We start from the raw sequence: 12864 nt of genomic DNA on the forward strand, positions 1-12864 counted from the left end.
CCGCTACAGTGGTGGCATGGCTTCCCCCGACGCCCTTCGCGGCCATGTCGATGCAATGCTGCTCGCGGTGCTCTCCGCCGGACCGGTGCACGGCTACGGCGCGGTCGAACGCATCAGGGAGCGCTCCGGGGGCGTGCTCGACTTCCCGAGCGGCACGGTCTACCCGGCGCTGAAGCGGCTCGAGCGACGGGGCCTGATCGAGGGCGAGTGGGAGACCGGCGGACGATCGAAGCGCGTCTACCGGCTGACGAGCGCGGGCCTGGCGGCACTCGAGACCGAGCGCAGCGACTGGACGACCACCGCGTCGCTGATCACGAGCGTGCTCGGCGCGGCTCGCGGCTGACGGCCACCCACCGCAGCAGCACGCTGGTGGACGACGCCGTCATGGCGGCTCCCAGCACCACTGTGAAGGCGACGAGCACGACGAGCGCCGTCATGCCGGCGGCAGGCACTGCCAGCGTCGCCGCCATCGCGACGGCACCGGCGACCAGCACGAGCGTGAAGCCCAGCTGCAGCACGGCGACGGCCGCGAGCGCAGCCGGCGAGCCCCACCGGCGGATCGCGAACCACGCGACGACAGCGGTGCCGACCAGCAGGGGGCCCGCGACGTCGAGCGCCGTCGAGACCTGCAGCATCCAGCCGGATTCCGCGGGCAGTCGGAATCCGGGGAGGCCCACGATCGTCGTCATGCCGACGTACCACGCGATCAGCAACGCGACCACGCCGATGGCCGTGAGCGTCGTGAAGCGGCGTCCCCTGGCGGCGAGCAGTTCGAGCGAGAGCGCCGCCGCGACGTTGCGCGGATCGCCGAACTCGGCGGCGACGGCCGCCGCGGCTGCGGAGGCGGGTTGGCCAGCGGCGGTCCGGCCGGCGACGGCCTCCCGCAGGTCGCCCTCGATCTCGGCGACCACCTCGCGCCGCCGACGCGCGCTCCCCACCACGGAGCGGTCGAGGCGACCGATCAGTTCGGTGACGGGGTCGTGAGCGGGCATCGCCCCCTATGCTCCCACGCCTAGGATGGAACCATCATGAGCGTCCCCTTCTCGGTCGCGACCGGCAGCGATGTCGTCGTCCGCTTCTGCCCATCGCCCACCGGCACGCCGCACGTCGGATTGATCCGCACCGCCCTGTTCAACTGGGCCTACGCGCGTCACCACGGCGGCAAGCTCGTGTTCCGCATCGAGGACACCGACACGGCTCGCGACAGCCAGGAGTCGTACGAGCAGCTGCTCGAGGCGATGGCGTGGCTCGGCATCGACTGGGACGAGGGCGTCGAGACCGGCGGCCCGCACGCCCCCTACCGGCAGTCGCAGCGCGGCGAGATCTATGCCGACGTGATCGAGCGGCTCACGGCATCGGGCCACCTCTACGAGTCGTTCGCGACCGCCGAGGAGATCGAGGCGCGCAACGTCGCGCAGGGGCGCGACCCGCGCCAGGGGTACGACAACTTCGAGCGTGACCTCACCGAGGAGCAGCGCCAGGCGCATCGCGCCGAAGGGCGCCGGCCGAGCCTGCGCCTGCGCGTGCCCGACGAGGATCTCTCCTTCGACGACCTCGTGCGCGGCGAGATCACCTTCCCCGCCGGCTCCTTCACCGACTTCGTGGTGGTGCGCCCGAACGGGGCACCGCTCTACACGTTCGTGAACCCCGTCGACGACGCGCTCATGGGCGTCACCCATGTGCTGCGCGGCGAGGACCTGCTGTCGTCGACCCCGCGTCAGATCGCGCTCTATCGCGCGCTCGGCGACGTCGGCATCGCGAGCGAGATCCCGCGCTTCGGACACCTGCCCTACGTCATGGGCGACGGCAACAAGAAGCTCTCGAAGCGCGATCCGCAGTCGAACCTCTTCCTGCTGCGGGAGGCGGGCTTCATCCCCGAGGGCCTCGTGAACTATCTCTCGCTGCTGGGCTGGTCGATCGCCGCCGACCGCGACGTCTTCACCCGCGATGAGCTGGTCGCAGCTTTCGACGTCGCCGACGTCAACCCCAACCCGAGCCGCTTCGATCCGAAGAAGGCCGAGTCGATCAACGGCGACCACGTGCGCATGCTCGCCCCGGACGACTTCGCCGCGCGGCTCGAGCCCTACCTGGGCCGCATCTTCGAGGGCAAGCCCAGTGATGCGCAGCGCACGCTGCTGCAGCAGGCGGCGCCCCTCGTGCAGGAGCGCATGCAGCTCATCGGCCAGGCGGAGGACATGCTCGGCTTCCTCTTCCTCGACGACGAGGACATCCACCACGACGCGGATGCGGTGGCCAAGCTCGGCGATGACGCGCTCGCGGTCCTGGAGGCCTCGAGACGGGTGCTCGCAGAGGTCGAGGCGTTCGAGACGGCGTCGATCGAGCAGGTGCTGCGCGAGGTGCTCATCGACGGGCTGGGCCTCAAGCCGCGCCTCGCCTTCACGCCGCTGCGCGTGGCGGTCACGGGGCGCCGCGTCTCGCCGCCGCTGTTCGAGTCGATGGAGCTGCTGGGTCGAGCCGCCACCCTCGCACGCATCGACCGGCTGGCATCGAGCATCTGATGGACGCGGATGTCGTCGTCATCGGCGCAGGTCCAGCGGGTCTCGCCGCGACGCTGAACCTCGCGCGGCAGCAGCGCACCGTAGTGATGCTCGACTCCAACCGTCCTCGCCACGCGGCGACGCTGCAGTCGCACGGATTCATCACCCGCGACGGGATCTCGCCGCTCGAGCTGCGCACGCAGGGTCGCGATGAGGTGCTGCGGTACCCGACCGTCACGCACGAGCGCACCCGGGTGACGCAGATCGCCGCAGTCGACGGCGGATTCTCGGTGCAGGCGGAGCAGCCAGGCTCGCGCGCCGAGAGCGAGACGCGCGCCGCGGCCGTGCTCATCGCGACGGGGCTGAGCGAGACGCTGCCGGTCTCGCAGCAGGTGCGCCCCTGGTACGGCACGAGCCTGCACTCCTGCATGGACTGCGATGGCTACGACAAGCGGGGCCAGCCGCTCGCCCTCATCGGCGAGACCGATGATCTCGCTGACCGCGCCATGGTCATCCGACGACACACCGACGACCTCGCGGTGTTCACGAACGGGTCGGATGCGGTGGACGCGGCCGGTGAGGCACGGCTCGCCGAGCACGGCGTCACGCTGGTGCGCACGCCGATCGCGGCGATCGAAGGAGACCGCGACGGCATGCAGGCGATCGTGCTCGAGGACGGGTCGCGCAGCGTGCGCACCGGCGGATTCGTTCGCCCGTGGTGGCACGCGCAGATCGAGTTCGCCGCGTCGCTCGGGCTCGAGACCGACGAGGACGGCCTCGTGATCGTCGACCGCGCGCAGCGCTCCTCCGTCGAGGGCGTCTACGCCGCCGGCGACATCACGCCCGGCTTCCGGCAGCTGGCCGTCGCCGCCGGGGCCGGCACCATCGCGGCATCGGTGATCAACCGCGACCTCATCGCGCGCGGCCGCTGATCCCTCGCCCTTCTGCGCATCGAGGAGGGCCGCAGGCCCGTCACGAGATGCCACCAGGTTCCTCCTCCGCGCATCGAGGAGGGCCGCAGGCCCGTCACGAGATGCCCCGGGCAGCGGCCGTCCGTTTCAGGCGATCGCGTAGGCGGCGCGCAGCCAGTCGATGAGCTCGGCATCGACGTCATCCGGAGAGCCGAGATCCACGCGATGGGTGCACATGCCGCCCGCGAGCCTGAGCCGCTCGGTCGGCGATGCGTCAACGAGGTTGATGCCGAGCTGCACGCGCCGAGCGCTCGCGGCCTCGACCACGGCGAACTGCTTGTGGCGACGCAACGAGACGCTCGTCTTCTTCGGTGCCACCTCGACATCGGCGCCGAGATCGGCGACCGCCGCGAGGAGTCGATCGAGGATGGGACGCAGCGGTGCTTTGGCGCCGGAGTACTGCGCGTCGATCAGGTCGTCGCCGGTCACCGGTCCCGCGCTCCGCGCGCGGTGCTGCAGCACCACCAGATTCGCGAAGCCGTGGGTCATGCCGTGCTCGCCCTTCAGCAGAGCCATTGCCTGGCCGTGCTTCTCGAGCCCTGCCGCGTCGAGCACCTCGAACCATGCCTCGAGATTCCTGCCGGTCTTGGCCGGCAGATTGTCGATCATCGTCTGGGTTGCAGCATCGACATCCATGCCGCGACGATAGCGCTCGGGGCGTCGTCGCAGGGCAGCGGAACCGGCTGCCCGAGCCTGCGGTGATTGGCGCTCCGGCCCGCGAGTTGCTATGCTCGACTCTTGGTTCGCTCGCCTCGGCTGCGACCATTGGGGTATGGTGTAATTGGCAACACGGAGGTTTCTGGTACCTTTGTTCTTGGTTCGAGTCCAGGTACCCCAGCCAGATGAACGTTACTCGAACCATGGTCAAATGAACTGACCATGGGTCTTGCAGAACTCTCCGCTTTCGAGCGGGGAGTTCTTTTCTTTTGTGCCGTGTGGCCCGCGTTGCCGCCTTGCGTGGCGTTGTTCAGCGCTCGGACGGCACGGTTAGCCTCGTTGCGCTCTGCGGCCACCTCTGTGCGCTCGTCGCGCACGAACACGGCCAGGTGCTCGAAGTAGGCCAGCAGGAGGTCTCGGCGCACAGTGTCCGATGCGCGTTTGTAGAGCTCGTCTGGATGCGCCAGCAGGTCGATGAATGCGAGCGCGGTATCGGCTCCGTATTGCAGCCGTTCGGCGGTCTGGTCGAGCTTCTCCATGACCGCTTCTTTCGCCAGTGTCGTGTGTTCGATGCGCTCACGGATCTTGGCGATCGGCAGCGTTCCCGACGCCGCCAGATCAATCAGGCGCTCTTCCTGCCGTTCGAGCTTCGCGAGCTGCTTCCGCAGTTGGGCCTTGGCATCGCGGTCTTCCGCGAGCAAGTTCTCAACAGCTCCTGTCAGCGCCTCGCGCATATCGTCGAGGGCCGCTGAGCTCATTCGCTCGCGCGCCACCACCCCAGCAAGTTGATCTTCAATCTGTTCGACGCGGATCCACGGCATCGAGCACTGTTTGCGCTGCTTGGCCGCACAGACGAGGTACTCGTAGGTGCCGCCGTTGCCGTTGGCCTGGCTGTAGATCAGGCGGCTCGTCCGGCCTGCCTCCGCACAGTGTCCGCACCGCAGCATCCCCTTGAGGTAGTGGTGGTGTGTGATGTCCCGATCGCCCTGCCGCTTTCGCTGATCCAGGATCTCCTGCACCTTGAGGAAGATCTCTTTTGTGACTAGCGGCTCGTGACGGCCAACGTAGAGCGCGCCCTTGTACCGCATCACTCCCGTGTAATAGGGGTTGCGCAGGATGAGCGCCAGGCGGCTGATGCTCACTGCTTGGGCTGGCCTCGACGGCGACGGGCGCGTCGTGAGGCCATGTTCGGTGAGCAGGTCGCGTAGCTGTGCGATCGAGTACCGCCCCGTCGCATACTGCTCGAAGGCGAACGTCACGAGTGGCGCTCGCTCTAGGTCGATGTCGATGGTGTTGACGAGCCTGCCGCTGAACTCCTTGCGCACGTTCAGGTAGCCGAGCTTCGCGCGGCCGACGGTGCCGCCCTGCTCCACCTTGTGCGCCATCTTGACCTTGACGTCCTCGCCGTTCATCCGGACTTGGACTTCGTTCATGACATCGGTGATCGCTTCCATGGCGTCCGCCATGTAGCCCGACCCGAACTCCTCCTTCGCGGAGATAAGTCGGACGCCCTTCTCCAGGAGCTCCCGTTTGGTGATGGCCGCATCGGTGAAGTTTCGGAAGACGCGCGAACGCATGTAGATGACCAGGTACTTCACCTGCGGATTTTCTTCGACGTAGCGCAGCAACTTCTTGAACTCGGCACGCTTGGAGATCGTCTGTGCGGACTGTCCCGGCTCGACGAACTCCTTCGCGACTGTGGCGTGCAGCTCCCGAACCTTGCGCATCGCCTCGACGCGTTGCGTGGCGATGCTGTTGCCATCTTCGTCGAGGTCGGCAGCGGTGTGGAGCTGGCGCGGGGTCGAGACCCGCAGATAGATGACGGCTTGCGGCACTCCGAGCTGCAGGTCCTCTGCTGAGGCAATTGCTGGTGACGACAGCATGTGCTCGAGTCCATCGAGTGAGTTGGGCATCGGCGTTTGCCGAGCGGGTTGGGCGCTTTCAAGGGCCATGGCGTTGGTACCTCCGTTTAGGTCCTCCGCATTGACGCTCTCTTCGGCCAGGAAGTCCAGTCCGTCCGCCGCTTTCCCACCACTGGGCGGTTCGTTTACTGGGGTGCCGTCGACGTTGTATTTTTCGCCACGGGAATCGGGAGCTGTCATGCCTTACCTCCTCTCGGCGTCATGATCAATCAGCGCATTAATCCGGATCGACCGGGGTGCGTTCGTTTTCTCGTGAACGCCGGCCCGCTGTCGTTTCGTACTGGTCCTGCGCGAGACGCAGCAGTGCCCGCGCCAGTCGGTGGAGGTCTGATCGCTCGCGCCGGGACGGTGTCACCGTTATCTGCCGCGACGTCAGCACGGCGCCGGCGCGCCGAGCGGTGCTCGGTGCGCGGTTGCGCTTGGGCAGCTGGTCATGACTACTTGACGAAGGCGTAGACACGGTCATTCCTTTCGACCAGTTGGTAGCCGTACTCGAGCTGGCCAAGTAGCGGTTTGAGGTTGAATCGAATGACGTCCGGGTCGATGCCGCGCTCAGCGCGCCACTTGTCGAGATCGGCTTGCCAGTCCTCGAGTGGGCTGAGGCCACGCACAGCCTCGGCGAGCGTCGCGAACTCTCCGGCGAACAGGTCGCTGAATCGCTGCATGGCGTCCGGCGCGTCCGGTTCGACGATGCCGAGCGTCAGGAACACGCGATACGCATCGGCGTCGCCGAACTCCGCTTTCTCGGGCTCTTGCTCGCGGGCGGCCTCGGCCTCCGCCAGCGCTTCGAGATCTTCTCGCTCGACCAAGTAGGTGCCGAACCAATCGATCCAGTGCCGGATCGAGGAGGGGGTATTCGAATCGTTGTACAGCTCCAAGTACTCGGCGCGCATCAGTTCGTGGTTCGCCTCGCCCATCCGCCCAAAGGCTGCCAACTCGGAGTGGGTACCAAGCGCGCGGCCGAGGACGTGAGCGATCATGCGAGCGATGCCGGTGCTGATCTCGCGTGCCTCGAACTGTGCAGTCGAGATGCCCGCTGTGATGTCCCGCTCGAAATTCTTGCCCGAGCGCATCATGCGCTCGGAGTCCAGTGGCTTGTGCTCGTTCATGACCTGCCTCCTTTGGCGAAGATGATGTAGCGGCTGAGGGCGTCGACCCAGGCCTCTTGCTCGAACGGCACCCGGAGATCGTCGATCTCATCAAGGGCAGCGGATTGGTCGAGCCGCCCGGTCGAAGCAAAGCGCTCGAGGGCGGTTCCGGAGCCCCCGTGAACGGTGGCTGCGATCAGGCGGGCCATTGTCGTTTGCTGTGCTTCGGGATCGAGCGCCAACAGGAGCTCGATGATCTGCGAGGCGCGATCGGATTGATCCGGCGCAGTGATGGTGATGGTTGGTGTTGTCATGGGGTACCTCCTTTCGAGATGAGTGATGTGTACGGCGCGACCACGGCCAGTGATGGCTCGGCGGTGGCGACGTGAAATAGATGCGAATCCAGTTGGTGATCGCCGGCGATGGCGGTCTTGATGCTCTTGGTCCGGGCGGCATCGAGCGTGACCCAGATGACGGTCGGGAACAGACCTTGCGAAGCTTGTTCTGCCCCGCTCTGCCAGTACGCCTGATAGGCGTGGCACTTGCGCAGGACGGCTGGCAGATGCTCGGTGCTGCGATCGATCTCGATGAACGAGTGCGTCTCGTGATCGGCATCGGCGGTGATGGCGGTCAGGTCTGGTTTCAGGATCTGCGGCCCACTGGCCGTTTGGAAGCGTCGCCAGCTATCCGGTTCGGTGCCGAGTGCCAGCAGCTCGAAGCCGGTAACTCGGGCGAGCTCGGTGAGCCGGGCCGCGTAGCTTGCGACGGCCAGCGTGTGGGCCAGGAACGCGTGGCTGGGGGTGACGTAGCGTCGGCGGCTAGTGTCGCCGCGACGGGCGCGGAGGAACCGTTCGCCGGTTGCGCCCAGCTGCCAGATTGTCTGCGAGGAGCCGCGTTCGGTGCCGCCGACGCGTCTACCTACCCGGTCGAGGCAGCCGTGCGATTCGAGCCTGCCCAGGACTCGGGTGGTGGCGCGGGTGGCGGCAGCGCTGCTGGCGTGCTGGCCGCCTTCACCGACTGGGAACTCCAGTCGCTGGATCAGCCGGGTGTCGAGTAGTCGGAACTGCTCGAGGCGTTCCAGTATGCGGATGTCGCGGTCTGAGAGCAGCAGTGCCAGCTCGTCAAAGCTCGGGCTGCGGGGAGCGGCAATCATGCCTGACCTCCACAGCGCGCCGCTAGCGGCCAAACACCGCTCGATAGAGCGGGAGTCCCATCCCTGAGCGACCCCTGTTGGGCGGCACAGCGGGCCACGTGGCCGTTTGTGACGGCTTCGGAAGGACGACCGGACGGACGACCGGCCGGATGGCCAGATCGGCCCCGTGTGGCCCCCAGCTGCAGACGGTCGACGGCGCTCATACTCGCCTCCGCTTCTGGTTGGGGCGGAGGCCAGGCGCCGCGTCGGAATCGGCAGGTGCGGGGGTTGAAGGCTTCGGGGAGTCTGGTGCCGTCGGCGTCGGAGCGGCGTCGCCTGCGAAGGCTTCTTGATTGCGGCGTCGGATGAGATCCGCATTACCGGCCTCGGCTACTGGCGGCAGCGTGCGTGCAGCGAACCAACCAGCCGGAGCTCCGTCGACGACGAGGTTGGCGTAGATGGCGAAGCGGCCCAGGCTCTGGAAGTCCTCGGCGGACAGCTGGCTGGTCGTCCTCGCGAGAGCCCGCGCGTCGTTCGGGCTGGCCGCGAAGCTGATCTGGTTGCGAGCGTTGAGTTCAAGCGCCAGCGCGAGGTTGGTCGATACCTGCGAACGACCCTGAAGCGCCACATGCCACGCGACTCCGTAGGAACGCGAAGTCGCGAGGGCATCCTCGATCGAGGTGGGCAGATGTGCATAGCGCTGCACCTCATCGATGAAGACCATGGCCGGACGCTTCATGGGCTCGGACTCGACGGCGCGTTCTTGAGTGGCGAGCCAGGCCTCGGCGACGATCAACCCACCGAGCAGCTGAGCGGCACCCGGCCCGATGAGGGCGTCGTTGAGCGGCACGAGCACAGCCCGGTTGCCGTCCTTGAAGACATCGCGTAGCCGGAACCGAGGACGAGACTGACCGAGTACGGCAGCCACGTTTCGTCGGAGCACGTACTTGCGCAGCTTGTTCAGCGGTGCGGCTGCGATATTGGCGCGGTGGGCAGGGCTCAGGCCGTTGTACGCAGCCCAGTACGCAGCAAGCGTCGGGTCGGAGGCGACGGCACCGACGACAGATCGGCGGTAACCATCGTCGGCAAGCAGGGGCGGCAGATCGAGCAACGTATGCGGTCGACCCCTTCTCTGGCCATCGGCGACGAGGGTGAGCAGTCCGGCGTGGAGGAGGTCTTCGGTGCGCGGCCCCCAGCCTTCCTTGAAGACGGCCTTGAACACCTCGAGGATGCCGTCGACGACGGGGCCAGGATCGCGCTCACCGAGATCGAGCGGGTTGAAGCCGACGGGTACAGGGTCAGCTGCGTCGATGATGACAATCCGGCCCGCTGCCTTCTTCGGAGCGCGGGCGACGATCGTGTCGACCAGTTGGCGCTTCGGCTCGATCAGGATCAGCGGCCGGCCTTCCTTGATGTCGTCGAGCGCCAAGGCTGCGAGAAGCTGGCTCTTGCCAGAACCCGTGCCTCCGGTAACGACCAGGTGCTGGAGGCGAGCTTCGGGCTCCAAACCAATCGGCTTCTCTCTGCCTGGAGCAGTGGCAATTGCGAGCACCGCACCGTCGTCGGTGACACCGGCTGGAGGCGGCAGTTGCCGAGGATGGAGCGGCGGCAGGCCCGGTAGTTCGAGCTCGTCGATTGGCCAGCCAAGGAACGGCACCAGTTGTGCCGCGCTGAGTACCAGCCCGCCAGCCCCGTTCGCCGAGGCGCGTTGCCAGCGGCGGACAGGTTCCGTCGCCAATTCCAGCCTCGTATCGGGCGCGTTGAGCTGACGGAATGCCGCGAGGAGTTGATGGCGAATCTGCATGCTGCGTTCGCGGACGGCAGCCGTGACGCCGATGCGGATGGTGACAGCCAACCGCGGCTGGGCTGCCCAATCGGCTAAGCGGTGACGGGTTTCGGCAGAGGCCGCTTGAACTTCGCCCGATAGCCAGGCGATCAACCCGTTCCGTCCTGGGTCGACGATCTTCGTCGCTACTCGCTCGGGATTCAGGCCCGTACCAATGACGACTTGAATCGCGATCGTCTCACCTTTCCTGCGCTGTGCCAGGACGCCGTGGAGTGCGAAGAGAGTCACGTCGATTGAGCTGCTGCTAAGCGGGAGCCCGGGGTTGCGTTGCCGTAGTCGTGCCACCAGCTCCGGCGCGCTCGGTCGAGCTTGGCGAACCAACTGGCTGCCTGGTAGATGTGACCGCACGAGCGACCTCACGCCGGAGCGTGAAGATGCCGTCCGGCCCACGAAATGCTGCACACCTTCATCGGTTGCCCAGGTCTCGAAGATCAGCGGTCTCGGGGCATCGCCGCTACTCAGGATCTCGAGCAGGCGCTGCACTTGCTGGCTCGACTGATTGAGTCCAGGGAGGAGCCGGGCAAAAAAGAGTTCGTCACTCATGGCGCACCTCCGCTGCTTCGGGCGGGGCCAGTTCTAGAGGGACCATCCGCATCGCGTCCGTCTCGCGCTGGGCATCGTCGAGGCCAAGGCTTGAGAGCAGGCGCGCGATCCGCGGGTCGTTGCTGTAGCTGTTGTCGGGCTCCATCGCCCGGGCCTTTCGATCCGGGTTCCAGCCCTTGTTTTGTCGTTGGTTGCTCATGCGCACATCTCCTTCCGGACTAGATCCGGGTGACGTTCACATGCAGTCGAAGACAGCCGTTCGGGTGACACCATGCAGGCGTTTTTGATGGTTATGCGCTTTAGTTGACATTTTGTCAATACCCTTGCGCTTGCGAAATGCAGACGAATAGAGGTCAGGAGGCGCAGCGATCTCACCATCGGGAGCTCCGCCAGCGGTAGATCCAAACGCCAGCGACGACGGCCAGCACGATGAGGGCGATGAGCAGGAGCCAGCCCCAGATTTGCGCCAAGAGCTCCAGCGCGAGGGAGATCAGGATGACGCTCACCAGTACGGCGAAGCAGAATCCAAGAATGCGATTTGCCATGGACGGCAGCTCCTTGTCTGGGTTTCCAGGGGTGAACATCACTCATCACCGCCTCCCTCTTTAGCGAGTCGCTCTCGCGCTCGCTCACGGACAGCACGGTCGCTCGGCACCGGGTAGCCGGGCAGGATGAAGTCACTGTCGATCTCGTTGCCCCAGACCGACCAGTCCGAGCGGGAGTTCGGCCGGCGACGGGCGAAGAGCTCGGCGTAGGGGCCTTCGAGAACACGCTCGATCATCGGGATCATCTCGTCGGGCTTGCGGGAGTGCTCGGTGCGCGGGTAATGCAGCGTCGAGCGCTGGCCACGGAACTTGAACGGTGCCTTGCCACGCACTCCGTGCAGCAGCGTCTCGTGGCTGGAGCGGAAGTAGTGGCCGAGTCCGAGGTAGTACTTGTCCCACACTGCGTGTGACTTGTAGTCGAAGCCCCAGGCCTTCATCACCTCGAAGCCAGCCGGGAGCGAGGCGTTGGTCACCCAGAGGAGCAACGTGGCGTTCGGAGCCGACAACTCCTGGATGAGCGGCCCCATCTGTTTGATGCCCTCGAGGGTCATCAGGTCGTAGTGCTGGATTGCTCCCAGACGCCCCTTCTGGGCGATGTCCCATGGCGGGTCGGCATACCAGGTCTGGATCAGTTTCGGCGTTCCGAAGCGCTCCAAGCGATCGTCGGCGGCCCGGCCGGCCGCCAGCCCAGCGGCTTGGTCGGGTTTGGTGATGTCGGTCATGTCAAGCTCCTTTCTTCGTCCGGATCGCGGTGCGTCCGGGCAGTGACCGTCGGTTATGGGCCATCGCGGTGAGGCCGTCAACCGTCCGTTCGGGACTCAGTCCGAGCGAGGCGACGTCCGAACGGACGGCCGGCGATGGAGATCGATGCGACGCACCGAGGGACGCGTCTCCGGTGATGTGAAATGAACAACGCCACGTCATGACGAACGCTCCGGCTTGGCATCCGGCAGACGTCCGGTCGTCATGAAATGGGCGCGCAGCATGCTGTCGCTGATGACATCGCGCTCGGCAGCCAGCACCCGGGCAAGTTCCAGCACTGACCGCTTGAGCTGTGCGGACTGTGCTTCGAGTCGGCGTTCGGCACGATAGCGTCGCATCGCTTCAAGCCGCTTGCGAGCGACCGTCGAGAGTCGCTTGACGCAGGCAGCCGTCCAGACGGTGGCCACGACGAAGACGTACAGCACCGCGAGCCAGATTGTGAACTCGAGGTACCACTGACGCCAGTCCACGGTGATCACAGCCTTCCGATGCGGGCGCCCGCGTTGATCGCATAGGACGCGATGAGCGCTTCGTAGTACTCGGCTCCGGCGGGAGCGGTCTTCATGTGAGCCTCGGCTTGTGCGATGAGGGTGGCCACGTTGTTCAAGGCTTGCGCTGTGGCAAACGCCCTCGTCTGCTCGGCAACGGCTTCGATCTCGGCGCGAGCTGTGATGTGCTCGAGCTCGCGCTTCGTTTGACGAGCCAACCCTGAACTTGGGCGGCCATCGGCCCTTGCGGAACCGAAGAGACCCTGGCGGATCGGTGTGAGTTCGGACACGACACACTTCCTTTCGGACAGCAGGCAGCACCGAGGAAGGCGCCACCTGATTTGGTGGCGACGAGATATTGAACCCGTCTTCCGTTGCGGCTCGAGTGCCGCATGGCCGACCGGTGATCTGT

At 66.1% G+C, this 12864-nt stretch carries 15 protein-coding genes, 1 tRNA gene and 1 pseudogene; 5 read left to right on the top strand and 12 right to left on the bottom strand.

Annotated elements, in window-relative coordinates; translation table 11 throughout:
* Positions 1-16 precede the first annotated feature (16 nt).
* Positions 17-343: a helix-turn-helix transcriptional regulator gene (locus ACJJVL_RS07065; RefSeq protein ID WP_405217745.1), complete on the top strand. Its 327-nt coding sequence runs from the start codon at positions 17-19 to the stop codon at positions 341-343.
* Here the strand turns inward: ACJJVL_RS07065 and ACJJVL_RS07070 are convergent.
* Complete coding sequence (locus ACJJVL_RS07070; protein ID WP_405217746.1) at positions 312-992, bottom strand: permease prefix domain 1-containing protein; 681 nt, start codon at positions 990-992, stop codon at positions 312-314. The genes ACJJVL_RS07065 and ACJJVL_RS07070 overlap by 32 nt on opposite strands.
* Before the next feature lie 36 nt (positions 993-1028).
* On the opposite strand from ACJJVL_RS07070, the gene gltX reads away from it, so the two are divergent.
* Both gltX and ACJJVL_RS07080 read left to right on the top strand, forming a co-directional pair.
* Positions 1029-2519 (top strand): glutamate--tRNA ligase, encoded by a 1491-nt coding sequence (gltX, locus tag ACJJVL_RS07075; protein ID WP_405217748.1) that lies wholly within the window; start codon positions 1029-1031, stop codon positions 2517-2519.
* The gene (locus ACJJVL_RS07080) at positions 2519-3430 is read left to right on the top strand and encodes an NAD(P)/FAD-dependent oxidoreductase (protein WP_405217749.1); all 912 of its coding nucleotides are present in this window, start codon (positions 2519-2521) and stop codon (positions 3428-3430) included. The genes gltX and ACJJVL_RS07080 overlap by 1 nt, the downstream gene beginning before the upstream one ends.
* 126 nt (positions 3431-3556) lie before the next feature.
* Here the strand turns inward: ACJJVL_RS07080 and ACJJVL_RS07085 are convergent, their stop codons facing one another.
* The gene (locus ACJJVL_RS07085) at positions 3557-4105 is read right to left on the bottom strand and encodes a DUF4287 domain-containing protein (protein WP_405217750.1); all 549 of its coding nucleotides are present in this window, start codon (positions 4103-4105) and stop codon (positions 3557-3559) included.
* A 130-nt stretch (positions 4106-4235) separates the two neighbouring features.
* Here ACJJVL_RS07085 and ACJJVL_RS07090 point away from each other — a divergent pair.
* A tRNA-Gln gene (locus ACJJVL_RS07090) sits at positions 4236-4310 on the top strand.
* 94 nt (positions 4311-4404) lie between these two features.
* A complete protein-coding gene (locus ACJJVL_RS07095) occupies positions 4405-4878 on the top strand; it encodes a hypothetical protein (protein WP_405217751.1) in 474 nt (157 codons plus the stop codon).
* A gap of 90 nt (positions 4879-4968) precedes the next feature.
* Here the strand turns inward: ACJJVL_RS07095 and ACJJVL_RS07100 are convergent.
* From ACJJVL_RS07100 to ACJJVL_RS07145, 10 genes and pseudogenes are all read right to left on the bottom strand, one after another.
* Positions 4969-6228: pseudogene (locus tag ACJJVL_RS07100) on the bottom strand (recombinase family protein); the annotation flags it as partial.
* Between the two features lie 257 nt (positions 6229-6485).
* Positions 6486-7157 (bottom strand): hypothetical protein, encoded by a 672-nt coding sequence (locus ACJJVL_RS07105; protein ID WP_405217752.1) that lies wholly within the window; start codon positions 7155-7157, stop codon positions 6486-6488.
* Complete coding sequence (locus tag ACJJVL_RS07110; RefSeq protein WP_405217753.1) at positions 7154-7450, bottom strand: hypothetical protein; 297 nt, start codon at positions 7448-7450, stop codon at positions 7154-7156. The genes ACJJVL_RS07105 and ACJJVL_RS07110 overlap by 4 nt, the downstream gene beginning before the upstream one ends.
* A complete protein-coding gene (locus ACJJVL_RS07115; RefSeq protein ID WP_405217754.1) occupies positions 7447-8289 on the bottom strand; it encodes a replication-relaxation family protein in 843 nt (280 codons plus the stop codon). Before ACJJVL_RS07115 ends, ACJJVL_RS07110 begins: the two co-directional genes overlap by 4 nt.
* Before the next feature lie 199 nt (positions 8290-8488).
* Positions 8489-10657 (bottom strand): type IV secretory system conjugative DNA transfer family protein, encoded by a 2169-nt coding sequence (locus ACJJVL_RS07120; RefSeq protein ID WP_405217755.1) that lies wholly within the window; start codon positions 10655-10657, stop codon positions 8489-8491.
* Positions 10650-10856 carry a hypothetical protein gene (locus ACJJVL_RS07125; protein ID WP_405217757.1) on the bottom strand — a complete coding sequence of 69 codons (207 nt, stop codon included), beginning with the start codon at positions 10854-10856 and terminating at the stop codon, positions 10650-10652. Before ACJJVL_RS07125 ends, ACJJVL_RS07120 begins: the two co-directional genes overlap by 8 nt.
* Before the next feature lie 172 nt (positions 10857-11028).
* Positions 11029-11202 carry a hypothetical protein gene (locus ACJJVL_RS07130; protein ID WP_405217759.1) on the bottom strand — a complete coding sequence of 58 codons (174 nt, stop codon included), beginning with the start codon at positions 11200-11202 and terminating at the stop codon, positions 11029-11031.
* A gap of 38 nt (positions 11203-11240) precedes the next feature.
* Positions 11241-11924, bottom strand: a complete 684-nt coding sequence (locus tag ACJJVL_RS07135; protein WP_405217760.1) for an MT-A70 family methyltransferase — start codon at positions 11922-11924, stop codon at positions 11241-11243.
* Positions 11925-12122: 198 nt separating this feature from the next.
* A complete protein-coding gene (locus ACJJVL_RS07140; protein ID WP_405217761.1) occupies positions 12123-12434 on the bottom strand; it encodes a hypothetical protein in 312 nt (103 codons plus the stop codon).
* Between the two features lie 5 nt (positions 12435-12439).
* Positions 12440-12742: a hypothetical protein gene (locus tag ACJJVL_RS07145; RefSeq protein WP_405217762.1), complete on the bottom strand. Its 303-nt coding sequence runs from the start codon at positions 12740-12742 to the stop codon at positions 12440-12442.
* Positions 12743-12864: the final 122 nt, after the last annotated feature.

Source organism: Agrococcus sp. Ld7 (assembly GCF_045064095.1).
In the GTDB taxonomy this organism is placed as follows: domain Bacteria; phylum Actinomycetota; class Actinomycetes; order Actinomycetales; family Microbacteriaceae; genus Agrococcus.

Bases quoted from the DNA above. Each gene is read 5' to 3' on its own strand.
- ACJJVL_RS07070 (WP_405217746.1), bottom strand. From the start codon at position 992: ATGCCCGCTCACGACCCCGTCACCGAACTGATCGGTCGCCTCGACCGC.
- ACJJVL_RS07105 (WP_405217752.1), bottom strand. From the start codon at position 7,157: ATGAACGAGCACAAGCCACTGGACTCCGAGCGCATGATGCGCTCGGGC.
- ACJJVL_RS07115 (WP_405217754.1), bottom strand. From the start codon at position 8,289: ATGATTGCCGCTCCCCGCAGCCCGAGCTTTGACGAGCTGGCACTGCTG.
- ACJJVL_RS07080 (WP_405217749.1), top strand. From the start codon at position 2,519: ATGGACGCGGATGTCGTCGTCATCGGCGCAGGTCCAGCGGGTCTCGCC.
- ACJJVL_RS07120 (WP_405217755.1), bottom strand. From the start codon at position 10,657: ATGAGTGACGAACTCTTTTTTGCCCGGCTCCTCCCTGGACTCAATCAG.
- ACJJVL_RS07135 (WP_405217760.1), bottom strand. From the start codon at position 11,924: ATGACCGACATCACCAAACCCGACCAAGCCGCTGGGCTGGCGGCCGGC.
- ACJJVL_RS07085 (WP_405217750.1), bottom strand. From the start codon at position 4,105: ATGGATGTCGATGCTGCAACCCAGACGATGATCGACAATCTGCCGGCC.
- gltX (WP_405217748.1), top strand. From the start codon at position 1,029: ATGAGCGTCCCCTTCTCGGTCGCGACCGGCAGCGATGTCGTCGTCCGC.
- ACJJVL_RS07125 (WP_405217757.1), bottom strand. From the start codon at position 10,856: ATGAGCAACCAACGACAAAACAAGGGCTGGAACCCGGATCGAAAGGCC.
- ACJJVL_RS07110 (WP_405217753.1), bottom strand. From the start codon at position 7,450: ATGACAACACCAACCATCACCATCACTGCGCCGGATCAATCCGATCGC.
- ACJJVL_RS07065 (WP_405217745.1), top strand. From the start codon at position 17: ATGGCTTCCCCCGACGCCCTTCGCGGCCATGTCGATGCAATGCTGCTC.
- ACJJVL_RS07130 (WP_405217759.1), bottom strand. From the start codon at position 11,202: ATGGCAAATCGCATTCTTGGATTCTGCTTCGCCGTACTGGTGAGCGTC.